This is a genomic window from Candidatus Pelagibacter sp. HIMB1623 (assembly GCF_052047695.1).
In the GTDB taxonomy this organism is placed as follows: Bacteria; Pseudomonadota; Alphaproteobacteria; order Pelagibacterales; family Pelagibacteraceae; genus Pelagibacter.
This window is the reverse complement of the sequence record NZ_JBNAJN010000004.1, coordinates 1-22,357: the sequence shown is the minus strand read 5'-3', so window position 1 is coordinate 22,357 and position 22,357 is coordinate 1. Positions and strand designations below refer to the sequence as shown.

General features: G+C 30.4%; 25 protein-coding genes and 3 tRNA genes. 10 read left to right on the top strand and 18 right to left on the bottom strand.

Going from position 1 to position 22,357, the window contains the following annotated elements; translation table 11 throughout:
* Window positions 1-2: 2 nt before the first annotated feature.
* The 9 genes from ACTTBN_RS02345 to ACTTBN_RS02305 all read right to left on the bottom strand — a co-directional run bounded on the left by ACTTBN_RS02345 (window position 3) and on the right by ACTTBN_RS02305 (window position 7,194).
* Window positions 3-518, bottom strand: a complete 516-nt coding sequence (locus ACTTBN_RS02345) for a NuoB/complex I 20 kDa subunit family protein (RefSeq protein WP_425321967.1) — start codon at window positions 516-518, stop codon at window positions 3-5.
* 10 nt (window positions 519-528) lie between these two features.
* On the bottom strand, window positions 529-897 hold the full coding sequence (locus ACTTBN_RS02340; RefSeq protein WP_075506634.1) for an NADH-quinone oxidoreductase subunit A: 369 nt from the start codon (window positions 895-897) through the stop codon (window positions 529-531).
* An 88-nt stretch (window positions 898-985) separates the two neighbouring features.
* A tRNA-Asp gene (locus tag ACTTBN_RS02335) sits at window positions 986-1,062 on the bottom strand.
* A gap of 12 nt (window positions 1,063-1,074) precedes the next feature.
* A tRNA-Val gene (locus tag ACTTBN_RS02330) sits at window positions 1,075-1,150 on the bottom strand.
* A gap of 50 nt (window positions 1,151-1,200) precedes the next feature.
* Window positions 1,201-3,579 (bottom strand): endopeptidase La, encoded by a 2,379-nt coding sequence (gene lon, locus ACTTBN_RS02325; protein WP_075506633.1) that lies wholly within the window; start codon window positions 3,577-3,579, stop codon window positions 1,201-1,203.
* A 60-nt stretch (window positions 3,580-3,639) separates the two neighbouring features.
* The gene (clpX, locus tag ACTTBN_RS02320) at window positions 3,640-4,908 is read right to left on the bottom strand and encodes an ATP-dependent Clp protease ATP-binding subunit ClpX (RefSeq protein WP_428080214.1); all 1,269 of its coding nucleotides are present in this window, start codon (window positions 4,906-4,908) and stop codon (window positions 3,640-3,642) included.
* Between the two features lie 89 nt (window positions 4,909-4,997).
* Entirely contained in the window at window positions 4,998-5,609 is a 612-nt protein-coding gene (gene clpP, locus ACTTBN_RS02315) for an ATP-dependent Clp endopeptidase proteolytic subunit ClpP (RefSeq protein ID WP_440680783.1), read from the bottom strand.
* A 42-nt stretch (window positions 5,610-5,651) separates the two neighbouring features.
* Window positions 5,652-7,100: a trigger factor gene (tig, locus tag ACTTBN_RS02310; RefSeq protein ID WP_440680782.1), complete on the bottom strand. Its 1,449-nt coding sequence runs from the start codon at window positions 7,098-7,100 to the stop codon at window positions 5,652-5,654.
* Window positions 7,101-7,109: 9 nt separating this feature from the next.
* A tRNA-Leu gene (locus tag ACTTBN_RS02305) sits at window positions 7,110-7,194 on the bottom strand.
* A gap of 83 nt (window positions 7,195-7,277) precedes the next feature.
* Here ACTTBN_RS02305 and ACTTBN_RS02300 point away from each other — a divergent pair.
* From ACTTBN_RS02300 to ACTTBN_RS02290, 3 genes are read left to right on the top strand one after another with little or no spacing between them, the layout of a single operon-like run.
* The gene (locus tag ACTTBN_RS02300) at window positions 7,278-7,529 is read left to right on the top strand and encodes a DUF1289 domain-containing protein (protein WP_428080217.1); all 252 of its coding nucleotides are present in this window, start codon (window positions 7,278-7,280) and stop codon (window positions 7,527-7,529) included.
* Window positions 7,522-7,692: a hypothetical protein gene (locus ACTTBN_RS02295; protein WP_179850442.1), complete on the top strand. Its 171-nt coding sequence runs from the start codon at window positions 7,522-7,524 to the stop codon at window positions 7,690-7,692. Before ACTTBN_RS02300 ends, ACTTBN_RS02295 begins: the two co-directional genes overlap by 8 nt.
* On the top strand, window positions 7,679-8,107 hold the full coding sequence (locus tag ACTTBN_RS02290) for a hypothetical protein (protein WP_440680781.1): 429 nt from the start codon (window positions 7,679-7,681) through the stop codon (window positions 8,105-8,107). The genes ACTTBN_RS02295 and ACTTBN_RS02290 overlap by 14 nt, the downstream gene beginning before the upstream one ends.
* Here the strand turns inward: ACTTBN_RS02290 and ACTTBN_RS02285 are convergent.
* Window positions 8,104-8,241, bottom strand: a complete 138-nt coding sequence (locus tag ACTTBN_RS02285; RefSeq protein WP_179850441.1) for a hypothetical protein — start codon at window positions 8,239-8,241, stop codon at window positions 8,104-8,106. The genes ACTTBN_RS02290 and ACTTBN_RS02285 overlap by 4 nt on opposite strands.
* Window positions 8,242-8,251: 10 nt before the next feature.
* Window positions 8,252-8,809 (bottom strand): histidine phosphatase family protein, encoded by a 558-nt coding sequence (locus ACTTBN_RS02280; protein ID WP_440680780.1) that lies wholly within the window; start codon window positions 8,807-8,809, stop codon window positions 8,252-8,254.
* A gap of 2 nt (window positions 8,810-8,811) precedes the next feature.
* Here ACTTBN_RS02280 and ACTTBN_RS02275 point away from each other — a divergent pair, with 2 nt between their 5' ends.
* Window positions 8,812-9,492, top strand: a complete 681-nt coding sequence (locus ACTTBN_RS02275; RefSeq protein ID WP_440680779.1) for a uracil-DNA glycosylase — start codon at window positions 8,812-8,814, stop codon at window positions 9,490-9,492.
* On the opposite strand, the gene ACTTBN_RS02270 is transcribed toward ACTTBN_RS02275, so the two are convergent.
* The 7 genes from ACTTBN_RS02270 to ACTTBN_RS02240 all read right to left on the bottom strand — a co-directional run bounded on the left by ACTTBN_RS02270 (window position 9,485) and on the right by ACTTBN_RS02240 (window position 16,550).
* Entirely contained in the window at window positions 9,485-9,901 is a 417-nt protein-coding gene (locus tag ACTTBN_RS02270; protein WP_440680778.1) for a YbgC/FadM family acyl-CoA thioesterase, read from the bottom strand. The two genes, ACTTBN_RS02275 and ACTTBN_RS02270, sit on opposite strands and share 8 nt — an antisense overlap.
* 199 nt (window positions 9,902-10,100) lie before the next feature.
* The gene (locus ACTTBN_RS02265) at window positions 10,101-10,751 is read right to left on the bottom strand and encodes a DUF3047 domain-containing protein (protein WP_440680777.1); all 651 of its coding nucleotides are present in this window, start codon (window positions 10,749-10,751) and stop codon (window positions 10,101-10,103) included.
* Between the two features lie 193 nt (window positions 10,752-10,944).
* On the bottom strand, window positions 10,945-11,949 hold the full coding sequence (locus tag ACTTBN_RS02260) for an alcohol dehydrogenase catalytic domain-containing protein (RefSeq protein WP_440680776.1): 1,005 nt from the start codon (window positions 11,947-11,949) through the stop codon (window positions 10,945-10,947).
* Window position 11,950: 1 nt separating this feature from the next.
* Window positions 11,951-13,408, bottom strand: coding sequence for a cytosine permease (locus ACTTBN_RS02255; RefSeq protein WP_440680775.1), 1,458 nt, complete (start codon window positions 13,406-13,408; stop codon window positions 11,951-11,953).
* 26 nt (window positions 13,409-13,434) lie between these two features.
* On the bottom strand, window positions 13,435-14,769 hold the full coding sequence (locus ACTTBN_RS02250; RefSeq protein ID WP_262589325.1) for a TRAP transporter large permease: 1,335 nt from the start codon (window positions 14,767-14,769) through the stop codon (window positions 13,435-13,437).
* Window positions 14,770-15,384, bottom strand: a complete 615-nt coding sequence (locus tag ACTTBN_RS02245; protein WP_440680774.1) for a TRAP transporter small permease subunit — start codon at window positions 15,382-15,384, stop codon at window positions 14,770-14,772.
* Window positions 15,385-15,455: 71 nt separating this feature from the next.
* Window positions 15,456-16,550, bottom strand: coding sequence for a TRAP transporter substrate-binding protein (locus tag ACTTBN_RS02240; RefSeq protein ID WP_262589327.1), 1,095 nt, complete (start codon window positions 16,548-16,550; stop codon window positions 15,456-15,458).
* A 140-nt stretch (window positions 16,551-16,690) separates the two neighbouring features.
* Between ACTTBN_RS02240 and ACTTBN_RS02235 the strand changes: the two genes are divergently transcribed.
* The 6 genes from ACTTBN_RS02235 to ACTTBN_RS02210 are packed head-to-tail and all read left to right on the top strand — an operon-like array spanning window position 16,691 to window position 22,087.
* Window positions 16,691-18,286, top strand: a complete 1,596-nt coding sequence (locus ACTTBN_RS02235; RefSeq protein WP_440680773.1) for a GMC family oxidoreductase — start codon at window positions 16,691-16,693, stop codon at window positions 18,284-18,286.
* Window positions 18,286-18,879: a TerC family protein gene (locus ACTTBN_RS02230; protein WP_075506621.1), complete on the top strand. Its 594-nt coding sequence runs from the start codon at window positions 18,286-18,288 to the stop codon at window positions 18,877-18,879. Before ACTTBN_RS02235 ends, ACTTBN_RS02230 begins: the two co-directional genes overlap by 1 nt.
* The gene (locus ACTTBN_RS02225; protein ID WP_440680772.1) at window positions 18,879-19,637 is read left to right on the top strand and encodes an SDR family NAD(P)-dependent oxidoreductase; all 759 of its coding nucleotides are present in this window, start codon (window positions 18,879-18,881) and stop codon (window positions 19,635-19,637) included. The genes ACTTBN_RS02230 and ACTTBN_RS02225 overlap by 1 nt, the downstream gene beginning before the upstream one ends.
* A complete protein-coding gene (locus ACTTBN_RS02220; RefSeq protein ID WP_440680771.1) occupies window positions 19,622-20,422 on the top strand; it encodes a M23 family metallopeptidase in 801 nt (266 codons plus the stop codon). The genes ACTTBN_RS02225 and ACTTBN_RS02220 overlap by 16 nt, the downstream gene beginning before the upstream one ends.
* Window positions 20,423-20,438: 16 nt before the next feature.
* Window positions 20,439-21,299, top strand: coding sequence for a DMT family transporter (locus tag ACTTBN_RS02215; protein WP_440680770.1), 861 nt, complete (start codon window positions 20,439-20,441; stop codon window positions 21,297-21,299).
* An 11-nt stretch (window positions 21,300-21,310) separates the two neighbouring features.
* Window positions 21,311-22,087 (top strand): fumarylacetoacetate hydrolase, encoded by a 777-nt coding sequence (locus tag ACTTBN_RS02210; RefSeq protein ID WP_440680769.1) that lies wholly within the window; start codon window positions 21,311-21,313, stop codon window positions 22,085-22,087.
* Window positions 22,088-22,357 lie beyond the last annotated feature (270 nt).

The window sequence follows — 22,357 nt, the reverse complement described above, 5'->3', positions numbered from 1 at the left end:
GACTATCTTATAAAAGATCCTTTTTTTCTAATTTTTTTTTGTAATTGCAAAATTCCATATAATAATGCCTCCGCAGAAGGAGGGCATCCTGGAACATAAACGTCAACTGGAACTATACGATCACACCCTCTAACAACTGAATATGAATAATGATAATAACCTCCACCATTAGCACAGCTACCCATAGAAATTACATATCTAGGTTCTGGCATTTGATCATAGACCTTTCTTAATGCTGGTGCCATTTTGTTGGTCAATGTTCCGGCAACAATCATCACATCTGATTGTCTTGGTGATCCACGCGGAGCAGCTCCAAATCTTTCTAAGTCATATCTAGGCATTGCTGTTTGCATCATTTCAACTGCACAGCATGCAAGACCAAAAGTCATCCAATGCAAAGAGCCAGATCTGGACCAATTAATTAAATTATCCAACGATGTCGTTATAAAACCATTTTTACTAAAATCTTTAGCAAGTTGTTTAAACTCTTCAGGAACTTGTTCTATTTTATCGTTCATTAAATTAATTTTATTCCCAATCTAGAGCACCTTTTTTCCATTCATAAATAAAACCAACTGTTAGTATGAATAGAAAAATCATCATTGATGAAAAACCTAATAGACCAATGTTTCCTAATGATATTGCCCATGGAAATAAAAAGGCAATTTCAAGATCAAATATAATAAATAGAATTGCAACTAAGTAAAATCTTACATCAAATTCCATTCTAGAGTCTTGAAATGGTTCGAAACCACATTCATACGCAGACAACTTTTCTGGATCAGGTTTTTTTGGAGAAAGTAAAAAATTCAACACTACAAAAGCAACACTCAAACCAAGAGCAATAACTAAAAATAGAATAATCGGTAGGTAATCTTTTAAAAATTCAGATAACATGAAAATCTATATATCAGTTTTTATCTGATGTTGAAGGGAAGATAAGTCACATTTTATTAATATTAACAGACAGTTTATTGGGAAAAAGTGGCGGGAGTGAAGGGACTCGAACCCTCGACCTATCGCGTGACAGGCGATCGCTCTAACCAACTGAGCTACACCCCCACTTAATTTGTTTGGTGGGCAGTAAAGGACTCGAACCTTTGACCCCCTCGGTGTAAACGAGATGCTCTACCAACTGAGCTAACCGCCCCAAAACAGAGCTACTTATTACATCAACACTTAAATAAAGTAAATTAATTATTATTGAATACTAGCCTGAGATTTATCGTCTTTTTTAGCTAAATCTACCTCAACCCATTCTGTAGGTTTAAGTTCTTTAGTTAAAGCAATTTTAATTACTTGGTCAGCATATTCAACGGGCGTAATTTTAATATCATCTATAATTTTTTTAGGCATATCCACTAAATCTTTTTCGTTTTCTTTTGGAATCAAAACTTCTTTAATTCCAGCTCTATGAGCTGCTAATAATTTTTCTTTAAGACCGCCTATTGGCAATACCTGACCTGTTAATGTTACCTCACCAGTCATCGCAACATCTCTTCTTACAGGTATATTTGTAATCGATGAAACAATTGAAGTAACCATTCCTATTCCAGCAGATGGGCCATCTTTAGGTGTTGCTCCTTCTGGTACATGAATGTGAAAATCTTTTTTCTCAAATAGAGGTGGAATAATCCCGTACTCTAAACATTTTGATCTAACAAAAGATTTTGCAGCTTTTACAGATTCTTGCATTACATCACCTAGCTTACCTGTAATTTGCATTCTTCCTTTTCCTGGCATAGTTACTGTTTCAATTTTTAAAATTTCACCACCATATTCAGTCCAAGCAAGTCCAGTTACAATACCCACTCTATTTTCAGATTCTAATTCTCCAAACTTAAATTTAGCTACACCAAGAAAATCAGATAAGTTTTTATTATTAATTTGAACTTCTTTTTCCTCACCCGCTACAATTTTCTTAACAACTTTTCTAGCAAGTTTAGAAATTTCTCTTTCTAAGTTTCGAACTCCTGACTCTTTTGTATAACCTCTAATTACTTCTTTTATAATGTCGTCTTCCAATTTCATTTCTTTTTCTTTAACACCATTATCTTTGATTTGTTTTGGAAGTAGATATTTGTTAGCTATACTAATTTTTTCATCCTCAGTATAACCAGCTAATCTAATTACTTCCATTCTGTCCAATAATGGAGGCAATATATTTAAAGTATTTGCCGTTGTTACAAACATTACATCAGATAAATCATAATCAACTTCTAAATAGTGATCGTTAAAAGTTGTATTTTGTTCTGGGTCTAGCGCTTCTAATAATGCTGAGGACGGATCACCTCTATAATCATTTCCAATTTTATCTATCTCATCTAATAAAATTAGAGGATTTTTTGTTCCAGCTTTTTTCATCATTTGAATTATTTTACCTGGTAATGATCCGATATAAGTTCTTCTATGACCTCTTATTTCTGCTTCGTCTCTCATCCCACCTACGGACATTCTAACAAATTCTCTGTTAGTTGCTTTTGCGATAGATTTACCCAAAGATGTTTTACCAACACCGGGGGGACCAACTAAACATAATATTGGGCCTTTAATTTTTTCCATTCTTTTTTGAACAGCTAAAAATTCTATTATTCTTTCTTTAACTTTCTCTAGTCCAAAATGATCTTTATCAAGAATATTTAATGCCTTCGTTAAATCGATATCAACTTCACTTTTCTTGTGCCAAGGTAGTTCCGTCATCCAATCGAGGTAGTTTCTAACCACAGTAGCTTCAGCTGACATTGGGCTCATGTTCTTCAATTTTTTAAGCTCTTGTAGACATTTCTTTTCAACTTCTTTTGGCATTTTTGCTTTTGTGATAGCTTTATTTAGACTTGTAGTTTCGTCTTTGCCGTCTTCAATCTCACCAAGTTCTTTCTGAATAGCTTTAAGCTGTTCGTTTAAATAGTATTCTCTCTGAGTTTTCTCCATTTGAGTTTTAACTCGTCCTCGGATTCTTTTTTCTACACCAATTATACTTGTTTCATTCTCCATAATTTTAATTATGGCGTTTAATCTCTTTTTAACATCAACTGTTTCAAAAATTTGTTGTTTTTCTGAAATTGTAGCTGTGATATGTGAAGCAATATTATCAGCTATTTGAGAAGGATCTTTTAACTGCTTAATTGTATTTATTGTTTCGTTCGAAATTTTCTTGTTTATTGAAGTTAATTTCTCTAATCTTCTTAAAGCAGTAGCAGCTAAAGGAAATAAATCCTCATCTTTTGGTAAGATGTCATTGAAATATGTATAGTCACACGTAATAAATTTCTCATTATCTTTAAAGTCTAAAATTTTAACTCTTTTAATTCCTTCTACTAAAACTTTTACAGTTCCATCTGGTAATTTTAATAATTGTAGGATACTTCCCTCACAACCATACATAAATACGTCTGTTTTTTTAGGATCATCAATCTCTGAGTTTTTTTGTGTTACAAGAATGATCTTCTTATCTTTTTTCATCACCTCATTTAGTGCAGAAATAGATTTATCTCTTCCTACAAACAGGGGTATTACCATGCTTGGGAAGACTACAATGTCTCTTAAAGGTAATAACGGCAATGATATTTTAACGTCCATGAGATTAATATGGATATTATATATTATATTGCAATAGGTTTTTGTTACTTATTAAGGGTATTAAGCCGCTGATGTTTTGCCAGACTTAGATTTATTTTCGCCTTTAGAATGAACTAAAATTGGTTGTGATTGACCTTTTGCGGCTCCTGCATCAACAATTACTTCTTCAATGTTGTCTTGACTTGGGAGATCATACATAGTTTTTAATAAAATATTTTCTAAAATTGATCTCAATCCTCTTGCTCCTGTCTTTTTACTAATTGCTTTTTGCGCTATTTCTTTGAGAGCATTTTCTTTAAATGTTAATTTCGCTCCATCCAACTTAAATAATTCTTGATATTGTTTAGTTAAAGAATTTTTAGGTTCTTGTAAAATTTTTATCAATGATTTTTCATCTAAATCTTCTAGAGTTGCTATCATTGGTAATCTTCCAATAAACTCTGGTATCAATCCAAATTTTAATAAATCCTCAGGTTCTAGTCCCTTCATCCACTCTCCTGTTTTTTTATCCTGAGTATTTTTTACATCCGCTCCAAAACCAATTGAAGTACCTTTGTCCCTTTGAGAAATAATCTTGTCTAATCCAGCAAATGCACCACCACAAATAAAAAGAATATTTGTTGTGTCTACTTGTAAAAATTCTTGCTGAGGATGTTTTCTGCCTCCTTGAGGTGGAACACTTGCAACAGTTCCTTCCATTATCTTTAATAAAGCTTGCTGAACTCCTTCTCCAGATACATCTCTTGTAATGGATGGGTTCTCAGATTTTCTACTAATCTTATCAACTTCGTCGATATACACTATTCCACGTTGTGCTTTTTCAACATTATAATCTGAAGCTTGAAGTAATTTTAAAATAATATTTTCAACATCTTCACCAACATATCCTGCTTCAGTCAATGTTGTTGCATCTGCCATTGTAAATGGAACATCTAAAATTCTAGCTAGAGTTTGTGCTAATAAAGTTTTACCACAACCAGTAGGACCAACTAATAAAATGTTGGATTTAGATAATTCTACATTCTTACTAGTTTTGTTTTCATAATTTAGTCTTTTGTAATGATTGTGTACAGCTACCGACAGAACTTTCTTAGCATGTGATTGACCAATTACATAATCATCTAGTACTGTACAAATTTCTTTTGGTGAAGGAAGACCGTCTTGGTGTTTAACAAAAGTATCTTTGCTTTCCTCTTTTATGATATCCATACAAAGCTCAACACATTCATCACAAATAAATACAGTTGGACCTGCAATTAATTTTCTAACCTCGTGTTGGCTCTTTCCACAAAAAGAACAGTAAAGAATATTTTTATTATTTGTACTCATAATTTTTTAAACGAATCAATTCTATTACTTTATTATAGAAGACTCATACTAATCAAGTTTGGATTAATAAGTTTTCAATATATTGTGTATTATGATCTTTTTTCTACTACTTCGTCAATAAGACCAAATGATTTTGCGACATCAGCGGTCATGAAATTATCTCTCTCTAAAGCAGATTTTATTTCATCAACATTTTTGCCAGTATGTTTTGAATAAATTTCATTTAATCTTTTCTTTAATGACAAGACTTCATTAGCATGAATTTCTATATCTGTAGCTTGTCCTTGAAAACCTGCTGAAGGTTGGTGAACCATTATTCTTGAGTTGGGCAAAGAAAACCTCTTACCTTTAGATCCTGCAGCCAACAAAAATGATCCCATTGATGCAGCTTGTCCAATACATAAAGTTGAAATATCGGGTTTTACATATTGCATGGTATCGTAAATCCCTAGACCAGCTGTAACAAGTCCACCAGGACTATTGATATATAAATAAATTTCTTTTTTAGGATCTTCAGCCTCTAAAAATAATAACTGGGCTGTTACTAAAGATGCAATATTGTCATTAATCTGACCTGTTAAAAAAATAATTCTTTCCTTTAGAAGTCTTGAATAGATATCATAAGCTCTCTCACCTTTGCTTGATTGCTCTACAACCATCGGCACTAGATTGCTCATATGTTCTGATAATTTTGTTGTCATAAGTTGATTCTTTCTACTTATACAACTTGTGATTACTTTTTGCTAACTTTTTTTGTTTTTTTTAGCGGCTGGTTTTGCTTTTGATGTTTTTGTAGAAGGTTTATTTTTCTCTGAAGTTTTTGCTGTAGGTTTCTTTTTTGTTTCTTTCTTAGTTTCATTATCATGTGAATGATCATGGTCATGATCGTGATCGTGATCATGTTTATGAGCTTCTTTTAAGATTTTTTCCGCCTCATCTTTTGAAATTTCTTTTTTATTTGGTTTACCTTTTTCTTTTATAAGATTTAAAATTTTCTCCTCATAAACTGTCCCTCTTAGACTAGCTAAAGCAGATGGATTTTTTTGATAAAAATCCATAACCATTTTTTCTTGTCCTGGCATCATTCTCAATTGTTTTTGAACTTCAGCTTGAATTTCTTGTTCACTAACTTTGATTTGATTTTTTTCACCAAATTCATTTAAGATTAACCCAGTTTTAATTCTTGTTTTTGCTTTTTCTTCAAAAGATTTTTTATTTTTTTTAGCCTCATCTTCAGACATTCCTTGTGAAAGAATTTTAACTTCTTCTTCAATTAAGTTTTCTGGAACTTCTTCAACTTTAATTTTTTCAATTTCTTTTAAAATTTGATTTTTTGAAAGTTGATCTAAAGAATTTTTATACTCATCATTTATTTGTTTTGAAATTAGAGCTTTTAAATCTTTTAGATCTTTTGCACCTAAATTTTTAGCAAAATCATCATCAATTTTTACTTCTTGAGATTGCTTAACAGATAAAATTTTACAATTGAATTTAGCCTTTTTATTTACCAGTTCTTTTTCAGGGTAATTTTCTGGTAATGTTGCTTCTACAACTTTTTCATCGTCCTTTTTGACTCCAATTAATTGTTTATCAAAACCTTTTAAAAATAAATCTTTACCTAAGGTTAATTGTGTATTTTTACCTTCACTACCTTTAAATTCTTTACCATCAATCGTTGCTTTATAATCTAATGCAACAAGATCACCTTCTTTTGCTTTTGTGTCAGCAGCACCTTCTTTAAAATTAGGCTGGTTTTTTGCTATTTCTTTAATTCTTTTATCCGTTTCGCTATCATCTATTTTAACAGCGTATTCATCAAATTTAATGTTTTCTAATGATTTAATCTCTACTTTAGGTAATTCTGTAACTGACAATACATATTCGAGTTCTTTATCTTCACCATACGTTTTTAGATCTAATTTTGGTTGACCAGCAGGTTTAATTTTATTTTCTTCTAGAGCTTTGGTTGAAGTTTCTTTTAATACTTTATCTAATACTTCACCAAATAAAGCTTTTCCAAATTGTCTTTTTAAAACTTCTTTTGGTACTTTTCCTGGTCGGAAACCTTTTAAATTTACTGTTCCTTTAATCTCTTCATATTTTTCATCCATATAAGAGTTCATAGTCTCTTTATCGATGAAAATTTTAAGATCTTTATTTAACCCTTTTTTATTTTCTACTGTAACTTTCATAATTTTTAATGGTAGGGCGAAAAGGACTCGAACCTTCACCGATTGCTCGACTGGTTCCTAAGACCAGCGCGTCTACCAATTCCGCCATCGCCCCAGTTAAATTACGTGCTTTATATATTATTGAAGCGATTTGTCCAATCCGAATAATAGTGTAAAAGGATATAAAATATAAATAAAATGATTATTTCACCTTGTATTAGCATTTGTAAAACAGATCCTTCAACAGGTTATTGTTATGGCTGTGGAAGAAATAATGATGAAAAAAAACAGTGGAAACAAGAAGAAACTACTGATGAATGGAAACAAAATAATTTAGAAAGTATTAGAAAAAGATTAACTGGATGGCAGTTAGATAGTTTTAACGAGTCTTATGAGCATAAAATAAATAACGGAATATCTTTATTCAAAAAAAGTCTTAAAAATGAGTAAATCAACAATCGTAGTTATAATTTATATTATAGGACTAATCTTTGGTGCTTTGGTTCTGGATATGTGGAGCGCTGAGACTAGCCCTAAAGCTTTACTAGGTATTGGGTGGACAGCACTTTTTTTAATTGGATTATTTTTTGCTGAAAAAAATGAAAAAAAATAATTTATTTTTTTTTTCTCTCATTTTACTTTCTTTCTCATTTATCAATCACTCATTTTCAGAAATTATAATTTTAAGCAAATGTGATCATAAAGAAGATAAATATTTAAAAAATGAATACATATTTAATCTTAATGAATTAATTATGACTAGAAATTATGTTTATGCTGAAAAAACTTATCAAAAATATAGAATTACTGATTTAAGTGTAAAAAAATCAAACTCGTATGTCAGAAATATTTATGAGGAAGATGGTAAAATTTTTACTTTAAAACACGGTTATCCTCAGTTTTATACTCAAATATTAATTGAAAAGAACAATCCCGAGATATTTATTAAAAGTGTTATGAATGATGTGGAAGGGATTTCAAAAATTTCTACATGTAAAAAAATAGAAAAATTTGCAAACCAAAGTTAAGTTTTCTTTTTTTTATTTTCCTTAAGTTTATCTAAATTTTTTTTTTTAAAATCAAATCTACTATTTGAAATATTTGATCTATGTTTAGCAAAAGCTTGTTTTTGTGCTTGTCGCATAGCTCTTTTTGAGGACATAATTACTAATTTAATATTCTATTTCCAAAGTATCAATTACTTTTAAATTTTTATCTGAAATAACAATCTCACCTGATGATGGTGCGTAGTTTAAAAGTTCAGATATTACTACGTAATGAGTTACAAAAACTATATTTTGTTTTTGATCCCACGTATTTAAGAATTTATTAAAATCAATAACTTGTTGCTTTCTATTTTTAGCAAATTTTGCACTAAAAAATGAATTCAAAAAATTTTTTGTTTCATAATTTTTAAAAGCTATTTCTGCAGTTTCTTTACATCTGCACCATTCACTAGAGTAAATTTTGTTTATTGAAATATTATTTTGTCTAAAAAAATTTCCAATTTTTTGTGATTGTAATCTTCCCTCACCATTTAAGTTTCTTTGAGTTTCACAATTATTGACATCAAAATTAGCGGGATCTCCTCCCCCGGGTGCATAAGCATGGCGAATAAATATCAATTTACCACCTTTTTGAAGCTCACTAACAATTGCTTCATTTGAATCTGCTTTAATTGGGGAATTTAAGAATATAAATATAATTAAAAAATATTTTAAAATTTTCATTAATGAATAATAAATTAAAACAACTTAATAAGAAAATTATTAAATGTAGAAAATGTCCTAGATTAATTAATTTTATTAAAAAAATATCCACCGAAAAAAGAAAACAAAACATTAATGAAACTTATTGGGGAAAACCAGTTCCTGGATTTGGTAAGACAAACTCGAAATTATTAATTTTGGGTTTAGCGCCAGCAGCGCATGGTGGAACTAGAACAGGAAGACCCTTCACTGGAGACAAATCAAGTGATTTCTTGTTTACTTGTTTAAAAAAAGCAAATATTTCTAATCTACCTTATTCAGAAAGTTTAAATGATGGATTGGAATTAAAATCAACTTTTATAACCAATATACTGAAATGTGTTCCTCCTGGTGACAAACCAACAAATGAAGAATTATCAAATTGCTCAAATCATTTTCAAAATGAGATTGAAACTTTAAGTAAAATCCAAACAATTGTTGCTTTAGGTAAAGTTGCTTTTGACAATTGCATTAAATATTACAAAAGTAAAAATAATTTAAATGGAAAGTATATTTTTAAACATGGGGAATATTATGATTTATCAAACAAGATCAGATTGTACGCGTGTTATCATCCAAGTCCTAGAAATGTAAATACAAAATTAATATCTGAAAAAATGATAGTTAATTTTTTCAAAAAAATAAAAAAAGTTAGAGCTATTTAGATTTTAAAATATAAGGCTCAAAGTTGTTTAAAACTATCTCAGGAATTTTTGTAGGTTTTCCAATTGTATTTACAAATACCAAATGTATTTTTGCATCCACAATTAATAAATCGTCTCTGTAAATTGACTGATCCATTACAAAAGAGGTTTTTGATAAAGATGAAATAAAAGATCTTATTGTTAAATTATCTTCTAAGTACGCTGATTTTTTATATTCAATATTGCATGACTTAACGATTATTAAAGAATTAAACTCATCTTTAATTTTCAAATTACTTAAACCAATAGCTAATAATGCTTCTGTTCTAGCTCTTTCAAAGTATTTTAAATAATTTGCGTAATAAACTACTCCTCCAGAGTCGGTATCTTCATAGTAAATTTTAACATTATGGCTAAAAGTTTTATGCATTATTCATTAATATCAAATAATGAGAAATTTTTATACAAACTAAGATATAATAACTACAATGAAAGTTTATATAATTTGGTTGATTGGAGTAATTTTATGGAACTTTGGAGTTCCTAATGCTACTCCAATAGAAGACGTAATTGTAGCAATCATACTGTCAGTCCTGAGCATGGGGCTAAAAAAATATACTAAACTTTAATTAATTTGCTGAAAAATAAATATTCTGAAAATAAGCTATAGATTTCATTTTAGAATTATCTGTATCCGCCATAACTGCTAAGCCATCTAATTCATCTAAATCTAAATCATGGAATTTCTTAAAATCTTCTTTTACATTTGATTTAACTGTTACCCATTCATTTAAATTTGTTTTGGTTGTGGCCATTACATTGTCTATAGATTTTTTTGTGTATGGACTTGGCCAACTTTGTCCAACATCCCTGTTGCTTGAAAACACATAGTTAACTGCTCTGTTTGATAATGGTGTTGCACCTGTTTTTTTAACAGCAAAAACTCTCGCAGCAAAATCATGCCCTTTTTTTGTATCTTCTTTAATTCCAGATAAATCTTGCTCAATTTTCCATGTAATATTTATAAAAGGAGTCTTGTTTAGATCAATTTTAACTTCTTTTCCAAGACCAGAAGCCGCATTATCGGCAACAGCCTTAAGGAAATTTCCATTTTCATTTTTCCCAACAGTATATTTTGTCTCGTTCTTTGCTCCCCTTACTTTTCTGACAGTTAATTCTGAAAGTTCTGCTTCTGTAAATTCAAAAACTACAATTTCATTTGCAACAACTGAGCTGAATGAAATCAAAAAAATTGAAATGAGTTTAAAAAATATTTTCATAATTTAAGTTGTTAATACATTATTTAGACAAGATTTAAACATGCAAAAATCAGAATTAATTTTTAAATAAATAATATGAAAACAATTTCAATTTTTTTACTTTTAATTTATTGGTCAATAATGATATCTGCACCAATTATGTCTAATGACCTCAAAATGGGTAGTTCTAGAGCTATAAAATTAAATTCTAATTCTAAGGTATCAATATAATTTTAGGTGCAACACAGGTGCCATCATGAATTTGTTTAAAGGCATCACCACCATTTTTTAAATCTCTAAATTCAATCCAATCTAGAGAACCTATATCTTTGTTAGCTAATATTGCCAAAGTTTGCTCAAAATCCTTATTGGTATAACAATAAGTGCCTATTACGGTCACCTCTTGAAGTGTCATTTTTCTAAAATTAAAGGTTCCAGCTGGCTGAGTTAAGCCTATGTGTATAATTGAACCGCCTGGCTTAACCACTTCAATAGCCTGTTGTCTTGAAATTTCTAAACCAACTGTATCAAATACAATATCAAATTTATTACTTTCTATTTCGTTATGGTCTGGTGCAACATATTTTGCATCTAAATATTTTGAACACTCATTCAATCTCAATTTATTAGGATCAGAGAGAATTATATTTTTACTATTTTTAATTTTAGATAAAATTAAACCACATAATAATCCTATAGCACCACCACCTTGGATCAAAATTTTACATTCTGACAAAGGTTTTTTTAAAGATTCTTCACCAATTAATACCGCATGTAGAGAAACTGCAGTTGGCTCTGCTACTGGTGCTTCATTTTTATCTAATCCATCTGGGATTTCATAAATATTTGTGTCAGGCGTTGAGACAAATTCTGCAAAAACCCCTTGTCTTTCAATTGGTTTATTCATGCCTAAAATAATTCTATGAGGACAAAGATGTTCTCTTCCACTTGTGCAGTATTCACATTTACCACAAGTTATCAGAGGATTTAAAACAACGTCTTTACCTTTAAATTTACCATTTTGGACTTCACCACTAACTTCATGGCCTAATATTAACGGAGGAATTCTTCTCTCATCATGCCCATGATATGCGTGCATATCAGAACCACATATTCCTGAAGCATGGATTTTTAAAATACTTTCTCCCGAAACTTCAATTGGATTAGGTTCGTCTCTGTAAACTAATTCTTGTGTTCCAGTATATACTAAAGCTTTCATATTATTTTTTTGCCAACAAGTAATACGTTATCCAGGCTACAAATGCACCAATTAACCATGCATAAGACTGTAAAAACATTAAATTTGAATTCCAAATTGTTGATGCTGAAAAAATAAAACCTAAAAAAGCTGAGTAAACACCTTTGATATGCCACCCTCTAGAATAATAATAACTACTTTCTTTTTCTACTGAATACAAATCTTTGTTACTCAAGGTCTGGTTTTTTATTAAATAATAGTCAGCAACCATCACTCCAAACAATGGTCCAAAAAATGCACCAAATGTATCTATAAAAGATAAAATACCAATTTGACTTAAAATTGTAAGCCAAAAAATAGCAACCAACAAACCTAGGAAAGAAATTATATAACTTGCACTTCTTAAAGACAATTTACGTGGAATAAAATTAATCAGCGAATATTGAGAAGGAATATAATTAGCTACTAAATTCGTAGATGTTGAGGCTATTACTATAAAAAAAAGTACTAATGTAGTTATTTGAATATTGTCATATTTACCAATTATATCAGTTGGATTTGTAAAAATTCTGTTTATGTCTGAAAATTTTTGATTTAAAAGTGCATCTGATCCAGCAACAATGAAGATGGAGAAAAAAGAGAAAATAATTAAATTTATAAGTAAACTCAAATTCCCTTTATCTAACTCTTTAGTATTTTTGACATTTCTAGAAATATCTCCAAAACTAATTATTAATATTGAGAAATAAGCAAAGACAGTTCCTGCTACAGTTAAAAGTGGTGCTAAATTATTAACATCAAAAAAGTTTTTGGTATTTAAAATGTTTACAAATGCTTTTGATGTTAACTTAACGTCACTTAAAAATACTAGAAAGAAGAAGATAATTATACCTGTATAAACACTGATTGCTGAAAAATTAATAATTTTCCTATTATATTGAGCGCCAATACTAAACAACAGGGTTTGAAAAATAATTGCAATTATAATTGAAGACCAATCAATAATATTTAGACCAAAAAAATAAAAAATAAATATATCTTGTACTAACAAAGACTCATCAATGGTAAAAAGAAATATTCTAATAAGATAAGTTAAAATTTTTGATAAAAAATAAGTCTGAATTCCAAATAAGAAAATTCCAACTAAACTTCTGATTAATCCAAAAAATTTAGCTCCATGAAACCCTAAAGAAGATCTCAACAAAACTACAAAAGGTAATCCAAATTTTTGTGAGGGTTTTCCAATAAAATTAGCAAATAAATAAACAAAAAATGAACCTAATAAAGTTCCAAGTAAAACCACAAAAGAATTTAGATCATACATTATGTAAAGAGAGGCAATCAGAGAAAAGCCAATTACACTTTGTACATTTACTCCCCAGTAGCAAAAAAGGTCTTTCCAATTCCAAGTTTTATAATTTGGATTAACTGAAACTAGATCCCAATTTGAGAGTGAGTATTTAACTTTTGGTTGATTCACTAAAAATTATCTTAAACTAATAATTTCTACTGTCCATATAAGAGAGTTGGTAGCCAAAGTGCAATTTTTGGAAATATTATGATTAAAACTAAACCAATTATTTGAAGAACCATAAATTGCATCATTCCATAATAAATATCTTTTAAATCCCATTCAGGTACTACCCCTTTTAAGAAATACGCAGACAGTGCCACTGGAGGGGACAGCCAGGCGGTCTGGAGATTGACGGCAACTAATATTGCAAACCAAGTAAGATTAAAGCCAAGAGCTTCAATCAATGGTAAAATAATTGGCACAATAATCATTACGATTGGTACCCACTCTAAAGGCCAACCCAATAAAAATATAGCAACCATTACAATGGCTAATATTAAATATTTGTTCATTTCTAAACCTAACAAAAATTCAGTTAATAAAGTTGGAGTACCTAATCTTGCAAAAACAGCACCAAAAAAGTTTGATGCAGCGACTAAAACCATAATTAAAGCTGTTATCTCTAAAGTTTTAACAAGAGCTTCTTGAAGTTTTGAAAAAGTTAATTTTTTGTATGCTAAAGAAAGCAATAAAGCTCCCATTGCACCACAACCAGCTGCTTCTGTTGGAGTTGCAAATCCAAAAAGGATGCTTCCTAATGCTGCAAAAACCAAGGCTGCTGGAGGAACTAGACCTAAGAAAAATTCAATCCAAACTTCTTTCATACTAGCGGCTCTCATCTCTTCAGGAATTACAGGTCCCAATTTAGGATTGATCATGCATCTTATTGTAGTGTAACCAGCGTATAAACTTGCAAGAAGAATTCCTGGAATTATAGCTGCCGCGAATAAATCAATAACTGGAATTTCCATAATTGGGCCCATCACAACAAGCATGATACTTGGTGGAATTAGAATTCCTAAAGTACCACCTGCTGTTATTGTTCCTGCAGCAAGTCTAACGTCATAGCCAGATCTATTCATTGATTTTGCAGCCATGATACCGAGTATGGTTACTGAAGCGCCAACAATTCCTGTTGCTGCTGCAAAAATAACTGAAACAAAAAGAACAGCGTAATATAATGCACCTCTAACTCTTGCTAGCATCATTTGGAATGATGAGAATAATCTTTCCATCAAACCTGCCTGCTCCATCATAATACCCATAAAGACAAAAAGCGGGACGGCGGCGAGGGTTTGTTCGGTCATGACCATCGAAAACTGGAGTGTCATTAAATAGAAAACCAATTTTCCAAATCCTAAATACCCAAACACAAAACCTAAAAATATAAGTGTAAATGAAATAGGAAATCCTACGAAAATTGCAAAAAGCATTACTCCTACTAAAATAAAACCTAAGTATGCTGGATCTATAAATTCAGCTAACATTTATTCATGTTCTCCTGGCCATTTTCCTCTTGTGGCGGCCCAATAACTTTTAAATAATTCTGAAATACCTTGGATTAATAAAAATACTATACCAACCAATAAACAAGTTTTAATTGGCCACATATAAGGCATCCATGTAGTATCCATTCCTCTTTCACCTCTTTGAATAGATTCGCCTACATAACCAATTGTCATGTAAAGAAAGACGATTAGTCCTGGAAAATAAAATAATAAATATAACCAAAAATCAATTATGCCTTGGTTTTTTGTTTTGAAATTTCTGTATAAAAAATCTGCTCTTATATGAACACCTTTTGAAAGTGCGTAACCTGCGCCTAGCATGAATAGTGCACCATATAAAAATCGACTTATGTCATAAGCCCATATTGTGGGTGCATGAAAAAGTTTTCTTGCCAAAACTTCATAAGTCATAGCAAAAATAAGTGGCATCAGTATCCAGCAAACAACATTACCTATCCATTTGCTAAATTTATCAATATTTACAATTGAGCTTGCCATCCATGATGGCATGTCATTTGGCATTTTTCCTGAACCCCCTCGCCTCTCGGCTATCATTTCATCTGATATATCTAGTTTGGTCGGTTCTTCAGCCATAAAAATTTTTTTAGAAAAACTAGAGCGGACAATTAAGTCCGCTCTAATTGAATTATAGATTAATTATTGGATTACTTTAATGTTGCTGCGTGAGCCATTCCTAGCTTCGCATTAGACATTTGAGCACCACTCCAGAAAGGAACTGCTATATCAGCAAATTCTTTCATAGAGTCCCATACTTCTGCAAAGAATGCATTGTTAGCAGCGTTTGTTTCCAAACTTTTCTTAGCTGCAGCCATGTATTCTGTGAAGTAATCAGAAGGTGTGTCCTCTAATTTAACTCCATGAACTTCAGTAAGCTCTCTTAAAGCTTTACCATTTTCATAGATTCTGTAACTTAAAGACTTAGCTAATGAAGCATTAGCTGCAACTTCAAGAGACTTCTTCTCATGATCGCTCATAGCATTGTAAGTTTTTCCAGTAATATAAAAGTCAGCATTTACTACTACTTGGTGTAAACCTTGTAGGTAGTAGTGCTTTAATACTTTTTGGAAACCAAACGTTAAGTCTGGTTTTGGACAACACCATTCAGCAGCATCAATTGTTCCTGCTTCTAAAGCTGGTAGAATATCTCCACCTCCCATAGCTACAGATGCGATACCGATGTCTTTATATGTTTGTCCTGGAATTCCTGGAGGAGTTCTGAACTTATATTTTCTAAAGTCAGCCATATCTTTAATTGGTTTTGGAAACCAACCTAAAGCTTCTGGTCCAACTGGTTGAATCATAAATCCTTTGATGTCTCTTCCCATTTCTTTCCATAGTCTGTCGTATAACTCTTTTCCACCGCCATACTGAAACCATGATAAGAATGCAATGTTGTCAATACCAACACCACCACCAGCTACTGGAGAACCGAATAGCATAGCTGCAGGATGGTCACCTGACCAATAGTGAGTCCATGCGAAACCACAATCGATTAGGCCTTTGTCAACTGCATCTAAAGTTTCTTTTACACCAACAACAGCTCCAGCTGGCATAATTTCAAACTTAAGAGATCCACCAGTTAACGCTGTTACTGTGTCAGTAAAGTCCTTTAACATCTTAACTTCATCAGCTTTTGTGTTAAGAACTGTCTGACATTTTAGTGTTTTTGCAGCATTAGCATTTGAAATAAATCCAAACACCATTGCAACTGCAAATAACATTGAAATGATTTTTTTCATTTGTTTCCCTCTCTTTATTTTTAAAGTCGAAACTTTGTCAAAGAATGAAAACTAAAACAAGTGTTAATATTGGTATATTTTAAAATTTTTAACAGATTTGTTAGAAATATAATTTTTTTAATTTATAAGAGTTCTAATTTATGAATAATTTTGATTTTATTATACTAGGAGCTGGATCTGCAGGCTGTGTTTTAGCAAATAGGCTATCAGAAAACTCTTCACACAAAGTTCTTTTGATTGAGGCTGGAGGTAAAGATAATTACCCATGGATCCATATTCCAGTTGGTTATTTTAAAACGATGCACAATCCTAATACTGACTGGTGCTACAAGACAGAACCAGATGAAAGCATGAATAATATTTCAATACGTTATCCCCGTGGAAAAACTTTAGGAGGAAGCTCTTCTATCAATGGACTTTTATATATACGAGGACAACACAGAGATTATGATATTTGGAGACAGCTTGGAAATACTGGCTGGGGTTGGGATGATGTTCTTCCCTATTTTCTAAAAGCAGAGAATCAAGAAAGAGGCAAAAGTGAATATCATGGAGTTGGTGGACCTCTCTCTGTCTCAGATCAAAGAATACATCTTCCTCTTTTAGATGAGTTTCAAAACGCTGCTGAGGAATTTGGTGTACCAAAAACGAAAGATTTTAATACAGGTGATAATCATGGTTGTGGTTATTTTCAGGTAACAGAAAAAGATGGATTTAGATGTAGTACTGCTGTTGGTTATCTAAATCCTGTTAAGCATAGAAAAAATTTAACAATTATTACTCACGCTCATGTTAAAAAAATTAACTTTGAAAATAAAAAGGCAAAATCAGTTGAGTATTGGCAAGATAATGAATTGAAAACAGCTGAAGCAAACAGAGAAGTTATAGTTTCTTCTGGAGCAATTGGTTCTCCTCAAATATTGCAAGTATCAGGAATTGGAGATCCAGAAAAACTAAAAAAATTAGGAATTGATATGGTTCATAATTTAAATGGTGTTGGTGAAAATCTACACGATCACCTAATGTTAAGACCTATTTATAAAATTAATGGTTTAAAATCTCTTAACAAAAAAATTAATAGCTTATTTGGAAATTTACTTATCGGATTAGAGTATGTTTTTAAAAGAAGTGGCCCAATGACTATGGGGGCGAGTCAGCTTTGTATGTTTGCAAAAAGTGACCCTTCTTTAGAATTACCTGATTTACAATGGCACGTCCAACCAATGAGTATGGATACATTGGGAGCTACAAAAAATCACGATTTTCACGCATTCACTCCAACTGTTTCTAATATAAGACCCACAAGTAGAGGTCACGTAAGTATTATTGATAAAGATTCGCGCGTTTACGCAAAAATAAAACAAAATTACCTGTCAACTGATCACGATAGAATGATTGCTGCCAAAGGATTAAAATTGACAAGAAAAATTATAATGGAATCTGAAACTTTTAAGAAATATACACCTGAGGAATATAGACCAGGTATTCATATTAATGATGACGAGGAATTAGTAAAAGAAGCATCAAATTTTGCACAAACAATTTTTCATCCTGTTGGTACATGCAAAATGGGTCAAGATGAGATGTCAGTAGTTGATGAAAAATTAAAAGTAAGAGGAATAGAAAATCTTCGAGTTATTGATGCATCGATAATGCCTAACATTACTTCGGGAAATACTAACGCACCTACGATTATGATTGCAGAAAAAGGTGCTGACATGATACTACAACAATAATGTTTGCAGAATTTTTTACTCCCGAACAAATTGCTATTTTAACACAAATTATTTTTATTGATTTAGTTCTAGCTGGTGACAATGCCATTATAATTGGAATGGTAGCTTCAAAATTTCCTGTTGAACAAAGGAAGAAAGTTATATTTTGGGGAATTGGTGGTGCAGTAATATTACGTATAATATTAACGTTACTAACAGCTTATTTGTTACAAATTACTGGACTAAGACTTATTGGTGGAATTTTACTTCTTTATATTGTCTACAAACTTTATGTTGATGTAATCAAAGGATCAGATTCAGAGGAAGATATAAAAGTAGATAACTCAAGCTTTTTAAAAGCAATTTGGACGGTTTTACTTGCTGATTTCACAATGAGTTTAGATAATGTTTTGGGTGTTGCTGGTGCTGCAGGTGATCATTATGGATTACTTGTATTTGGACTGGTTCTATCGATTGTTTTAATGGCAACTGCTGCAACATTAATTTCTGGATGGATAAAAAAATACAAATGGATTGCATGGGTTGGGTTATTAGCAATATTAATAGTAGCTGTTGAGTTGATTTATACAGATATTAAAATAATATTCTTTTAATGTATCTTCAAAAAATTAATCTTAAAAATAAGTACGCGTTAGTTACTGGTGCTGGTAAAGGACTTGGAAGAGCTTGTTCTATTGCACTCGCAGAAGCTGGTGCAACTGTAATAGCATTAAGCAGAACTCCAACTGATTTAAATAAATTAGAAAAAGATATTAAAAAAATTAAAGGTAAAGTAATCAAAGTTCCTTGTGATGTAATGAATTATGAAGATCTAAAAGCAAAATTAGAAAAAATCAAAATTATTGATGTGTTAGTAAACAATGCTGGAACTAATATTCCCGAACCTTTTGAAAAAATTAAACAAAAAAGCATGAATTACTTGGTAGATTTAAATCTAAAAGCTGCATTTAATGTTGCACAACTAGTAGTTAAAAAAATGCTTAAAAATAAAAAGAGACCTGGCTCTATTATTAATATGTCTTCTCAATTGGGTCATGTTGGTATGGGTGGAAGAAATGTTTACAATATGACTAAATTTGGAATTGAAGGTTTAACAAAAGGTATGGGTGTAGAGTTAGCTAAAAGGAATATAAGAGTTAACACAGTAGCTCCTACGTTTGTTGAAACTCCAATGGTTAAAAATTTCTTTAAAAATAAAAAATTTAAAAAACTAGCACTTGGAAATATTCCAATGGGAAAAGCAGCAACTGAAAGTGATGTAGCAACAACAGTTTGTTTCTTAGCCTCACCTGCTTCCTCAATGATAACTGGAACATCAATTATAATAGATGGTGGATGGACAGCTCAGTAATAAATAGATTTTTTTTAATATTTTTCTTTTTTTTTTCAACTGCAAACGCAATAGAATTTCAAGGTAAATTCTTACAAGGCCATTTTATCTTAGGAAAAACAAATCCTGGTGCAAAGATAATTGTTGGAAAAAAAGAAGTAAGAGTATCAAAGGATGGTTTTTTCGTTTTTGGTATTGATAGAGATCAAAAATATGATCTTACTTTTACAAAAATCTTTGATGAAAAAAAAACTACAATAACTAAAAAAGTTTTAAAAAGAAAATACAACATTCAAAGAATAGATGGATTAGAAGAAAGCAAAGTAACCCCACCCGAGTCAGTCTATAAAAGAATTAAAAAAGAAAATAATACAATTGGTGAAGCAAGAGCAATTAATTCTGAATTACAGTTTTTTAAACAAAAATTTATTATGCCTGTTGAAGGAATTATTAGTGGTGTTTATGGGAGTCAAAGAATTTTAAACGGCAAGCCTAGATGGCCGCATTACGGAATTGATATAGCTGCAAAACAAGGAACGATGATAAAATCCTCAGGATCAGGAGTAGTTACAATGGCAGAAGATGACTTGTACTACACAGGAGGAACGGTAATCATGGATCATGGTCATGGAATTTCTACTATTTATTCTCACCTAGAAAGTGTTTTGGTTTCTGTAGGTGATTTAATAAATCAAGGTGATATTATTGGAACGGTAGGATCAACAGGAAGATCTACAGGACCTCATTTAGATTTTAGAATAAATTGGTTCCAAACAAGATTGGATCCAATGTCTGTCTTAAAATAATTTTTACAAAATAAAAATGAATTACAAATCAAAAGAAACAATAGGAATTATTTTTGCAATAATTGCTTACTTTTCATTTTCAATCCTTGATGCAATTCAGAAAACTGCTGTTATTCATTACTCTATATTTCAATTATTATTTATCAAATATACTTTTGTGCTTTTGTTGAGCTTGATAGAAGCAAAAAGAGCTAACAATAATAATTTTTATAGATCTAATAATTTAAAACTTCAAATTATAAGAAGTCTATTATCTATTTTAGAATCTGGTTTTTTTGTTTTATCTTTTAAACACCTGTCTTTAGCGAACGCTCATAGCATAGGTGCACTAGCACCTATAATTATAGTTGCCTTATCTGTATTTATTTTAAATGAGAGAGTATCAATCAAAACTTGGATAGCAATCTTTATAGGTTTTATTGGAGTATTGATAATTATTAGACCTGCATCTGATGTATTTAGTGTAAATTCTTTTATTCCGTTGCTAGCAGCTTTTTTTCTGGGTCTTTATCAAATCGCAACAAAAAAAATAACTGAATATGATGCTCCTGAAGTATCCTTGTTCTACTCTTCTTTAGTTGGGATTGTTATAACCTCAATATTGGCATTTAGCTTTTGGCAACCAGTAGACTTTGAATCTTTATACTTCTTTGTACCAATTGGTTTGTTTTTTTCATTAGGTATTTATTTTCAAATATTAGCTTTGAAAAACGCAAGAGCTAGCATAATTCAGCCATTTCATTATACATTAATATTTTGGGCTATAATTTTTGGATTTTTCTTTTACGATGATATACCAGATTTATTTACTGTTATAGGTGCAATAATAATTACAACTTCAGGAATATTTGTTATTAATCAAACATCAAACAAATAAATTAAAAAATTATGGCAAAAACACTTAAAGATAAAATTTCAGATAAATTAGTAAATGCTTTTTTAACAAATAAAATTATTTCACCAATACCTATAAAATTTACAAAAAAACTTGATGAGGCAAATAAATTTAGAAAATTATGTGAAAGCAAAATTAAAGACCCAATTATAGGTTTTAAAGCTGGTGGAACAGGCATTCCATTAATGAAAAAACTAAAAGAAAAAGAACCGTTTATAGCTTCCGTTTTCAAAAAAAATTTAATTAAAAGTGGAAAAAAAGTAAAAATAAATAAATCCACTTTAGGGATTGAACTTGAAGTTTGTTATTTAATCAAAAAAACTTTTTTTTCAACAAAAGGCAAAATAACTAACAAGAATGTAACAAAATATATTTCTCACATGGCACCTTGCATTGAGGTTGTTGGATATAGACAAAAAAGAAAAGGTATTACTTCTTTTGGTGATTTAAGTAGTGATTTTGGTGGAAATATAAAATTTTTAATAGGTCAAAAGAAAAAATTTAAAAAAATAAATATAGGAAATTTAAAAACTAATATTTCAAATAAAAAAGCTAAGCAAAGTGTAGATGGAAATACTGGCGCTGTTTATATTAATCCAATAAATTCTTTAAGATTTGTTTTAAATAAAGTTAAAAAAGATAAAACAATTTTAGATAAAGATTTTTATGTTTTTACAGGATCTACAGTTGGAGTTGTTCCAATAATTAAAAAAGGAATGTATTCTGCAAAAATAGATAAGCTTGGATCTGTAAAGGCTAATATTGTTTAATATATTTTTTAACAATGTTTGTTGAAACACAATTAATTTTATTATTATTATTTGCTTTATTAACCTCGAATATTTCTCAAAATATATTAATTAAAATTTTAACAAGCGTTATATTAGTATTTTTTTTTATAATAGAATTTATAAGCTATTATATTCAAGGAGAATTAATAGATTATCGTTTTTTTATTCATTCCGACATATCAATAATTAAATCTTACTTATTTCAATTTAAATATGAATTTTTTCTTATAATTTTAAGTTATTTAATAC

What these genes read in the sequence shown, in the direction of transcription:
- ACTTBN_RS02345 (WP_425321967.1), bottom strand. Translation starts at nt 518, where the DNA reads ATGAACGATAAAATAGAACAAGTTCCTGAAGAGTTTAAACAACTTGCT.
- ACTTBN_RS02340 (WP_075506634.1), bottom strand. Translation starts at nt 897, where the DNA reads ATGTTATCTGAATTTTTAAAAGATTACCTACCGATTATTCTATTTTTA.
- lon (WP_075506633.1), bottom strand. Translation starts at nt 3,579, where the DNA reads ATGGACGTTAAAATATCATTGCCGTTATTACCTTTAAGAGACATTGTA.
- clpX (WP_428080214.1), bottom strand. Translation starts at nt 4,908, where the DNA reads ATGAGTACAAATAATAAAAATATTCTTTACTGTTCTTTTTGTGGAAAG.
- clpP (WP_440680783.1), bottom strand. Translation starts at nt 5,609, where the DNA reads ATGACAACAAAATTATCAGAACATATGAGCAATCTAGTGCCGATGGTT.
- tig (WP_440680782.1), bottom strand. Translation starts at nt 7,100, where the DNA reads ATGAAAGTTACAGTAGAAAATAAAAAAGGGTTAAATAAAGATCTTAAA.
- ACTTBN_RS02300 (WP_428080217.1), top strand. Translation starts at nt 7,278, where the DNA reads ATGATTATTTCACCTTGTATTAGCATTTGTAAAACAGATCCTTCAACA.
- ACTTBN_RS02295 (WP_179850442.1), top strand. Translation starts at nt 7,522, where the DNA reads ATGAGTAAATCAACAATCGTAGTTATAATTTATATTATAGGACTAATC.
- ACTTBN_RS02290 (WP_440680781.1), top strand. Translation starts at nt 7,679, where the DNA reads ATGAAAAAAAATAATTTATTTTTTTTTTCTCTCATTTTACTTTCTTTC.
- ACTTBN_RS02285 (WP_179850441.1), bottom strand. Translation starts at nt 8,241, where the DNA reads ATGTCCTCAAAAAGAGCTATGCGACAAGCACAAAAACAAGCTTTTGCT.
- ACTTBN_RS02280 (WP_440680780.1), bottom strand. Translation starts at nt 8,809, where the DNA reads ATGAAAATTTTAAAATATTTTTTAATTATATTTATATTCTTAAATTCC.
- ACTTBN_RS02275 (WP_440680779.1), top strand. Translation starts at nt 8,812, where the DNA reads ATGAATAATAAATTAAAACAACTTAATAAGAAAATTATTAAATGTAGA.
- ACTTBN_RS02270 (WP_440680778.1), bottom strand. Translation starts at nt 9,901, where the DNA reads ATGCATAAAACTTTTAGCCATAATGTTAAAATTTACTATGAAGATACC.
- ACTTBN_RS02265 (WP_440680777.1), bottom strand. Translation starts at nt 10,751, where the DNA reads ATGAAAATATTTTTTAAACTCATTTCAATTTTTTTGATTTCATTCAGC.
- ACTTBN_RS02260 (WP_440680776.1), bottom strand. Translation starts at nt 11,949, where the DNA reads ATGAAAGCTTTAGTATATACTGGAACACAAGAATTAGTTTACAGAGAC.
- ACTTBN_RS02250 (WP_262589325.1), bottom strand. Translation starts at nt 14,769, where the DNA reads ATGTTAGCTGAATTTATAGATCCAGCATACTTAGGTTTTATTTTAGTA.
- ACTTBN_RS02245 (WP_440680774.1), bottom strand. Translation starts at nt 15,384, where the DNA reads ATGGCTGAAGAACCGACCAAACTAGATATATCAGATGAAATGATAGCC.
- ACTTBN_RS02240 (WP_262589327.1), bottom strand. Translation starts at nt 16,550, where the DNA reads ATGAAAAAAATCATTTCAATGTTATTTGCAGTTGCAATGGTGTTTGGA.
- ACTTBN_RS02235 (WP_440680773.1), top strand. Translation starts at nt 16,691, where the DNA reads ATGAATAATTTTGATTTTATTATACTAGGAGCTGGATCTGCAGGCTGT.
- ACTTBN_RS02230 (WP_075506621.1), top strand. Translation starts at nt 18,286, where the DNA reads ATGTTTGCAGAATTTTTTACTCCCGAACAAATTGCTATTTTAACACAA.
- ACTTBN_RS02225 (WP_440680772.1), top strand. Translation starts at nt 18,879, where the DNA reads ATGTATCTTCAAAAAATTAATCTTAAAAATAAGTACGCGTTAGTTACT.
- ACTTBN_RS02220 (WP_440680771.1), top strand. Translation starts at nt 19,622, where the DNA reads ATGGACAGCTCAGTAATAAATAGATTTTTTTTAATATTTTTCTTTTTT.
- ACTTBN_RS02215 (WP_440680770.1), top strand. Translation starts at nt 20,439, where the DNA reads ATGAATTACAAATCAAAAGAAACAATAGGAATTATTTTTGCAATAATT.
- ACTTBN_RS02210 (WP_440680769.1), top strand. Translation starts at nt 21,311, where the DNA reads ATGGCAAAAACACTTAAAGATAAAATTTCAGATAAATTAGTAAATGCT.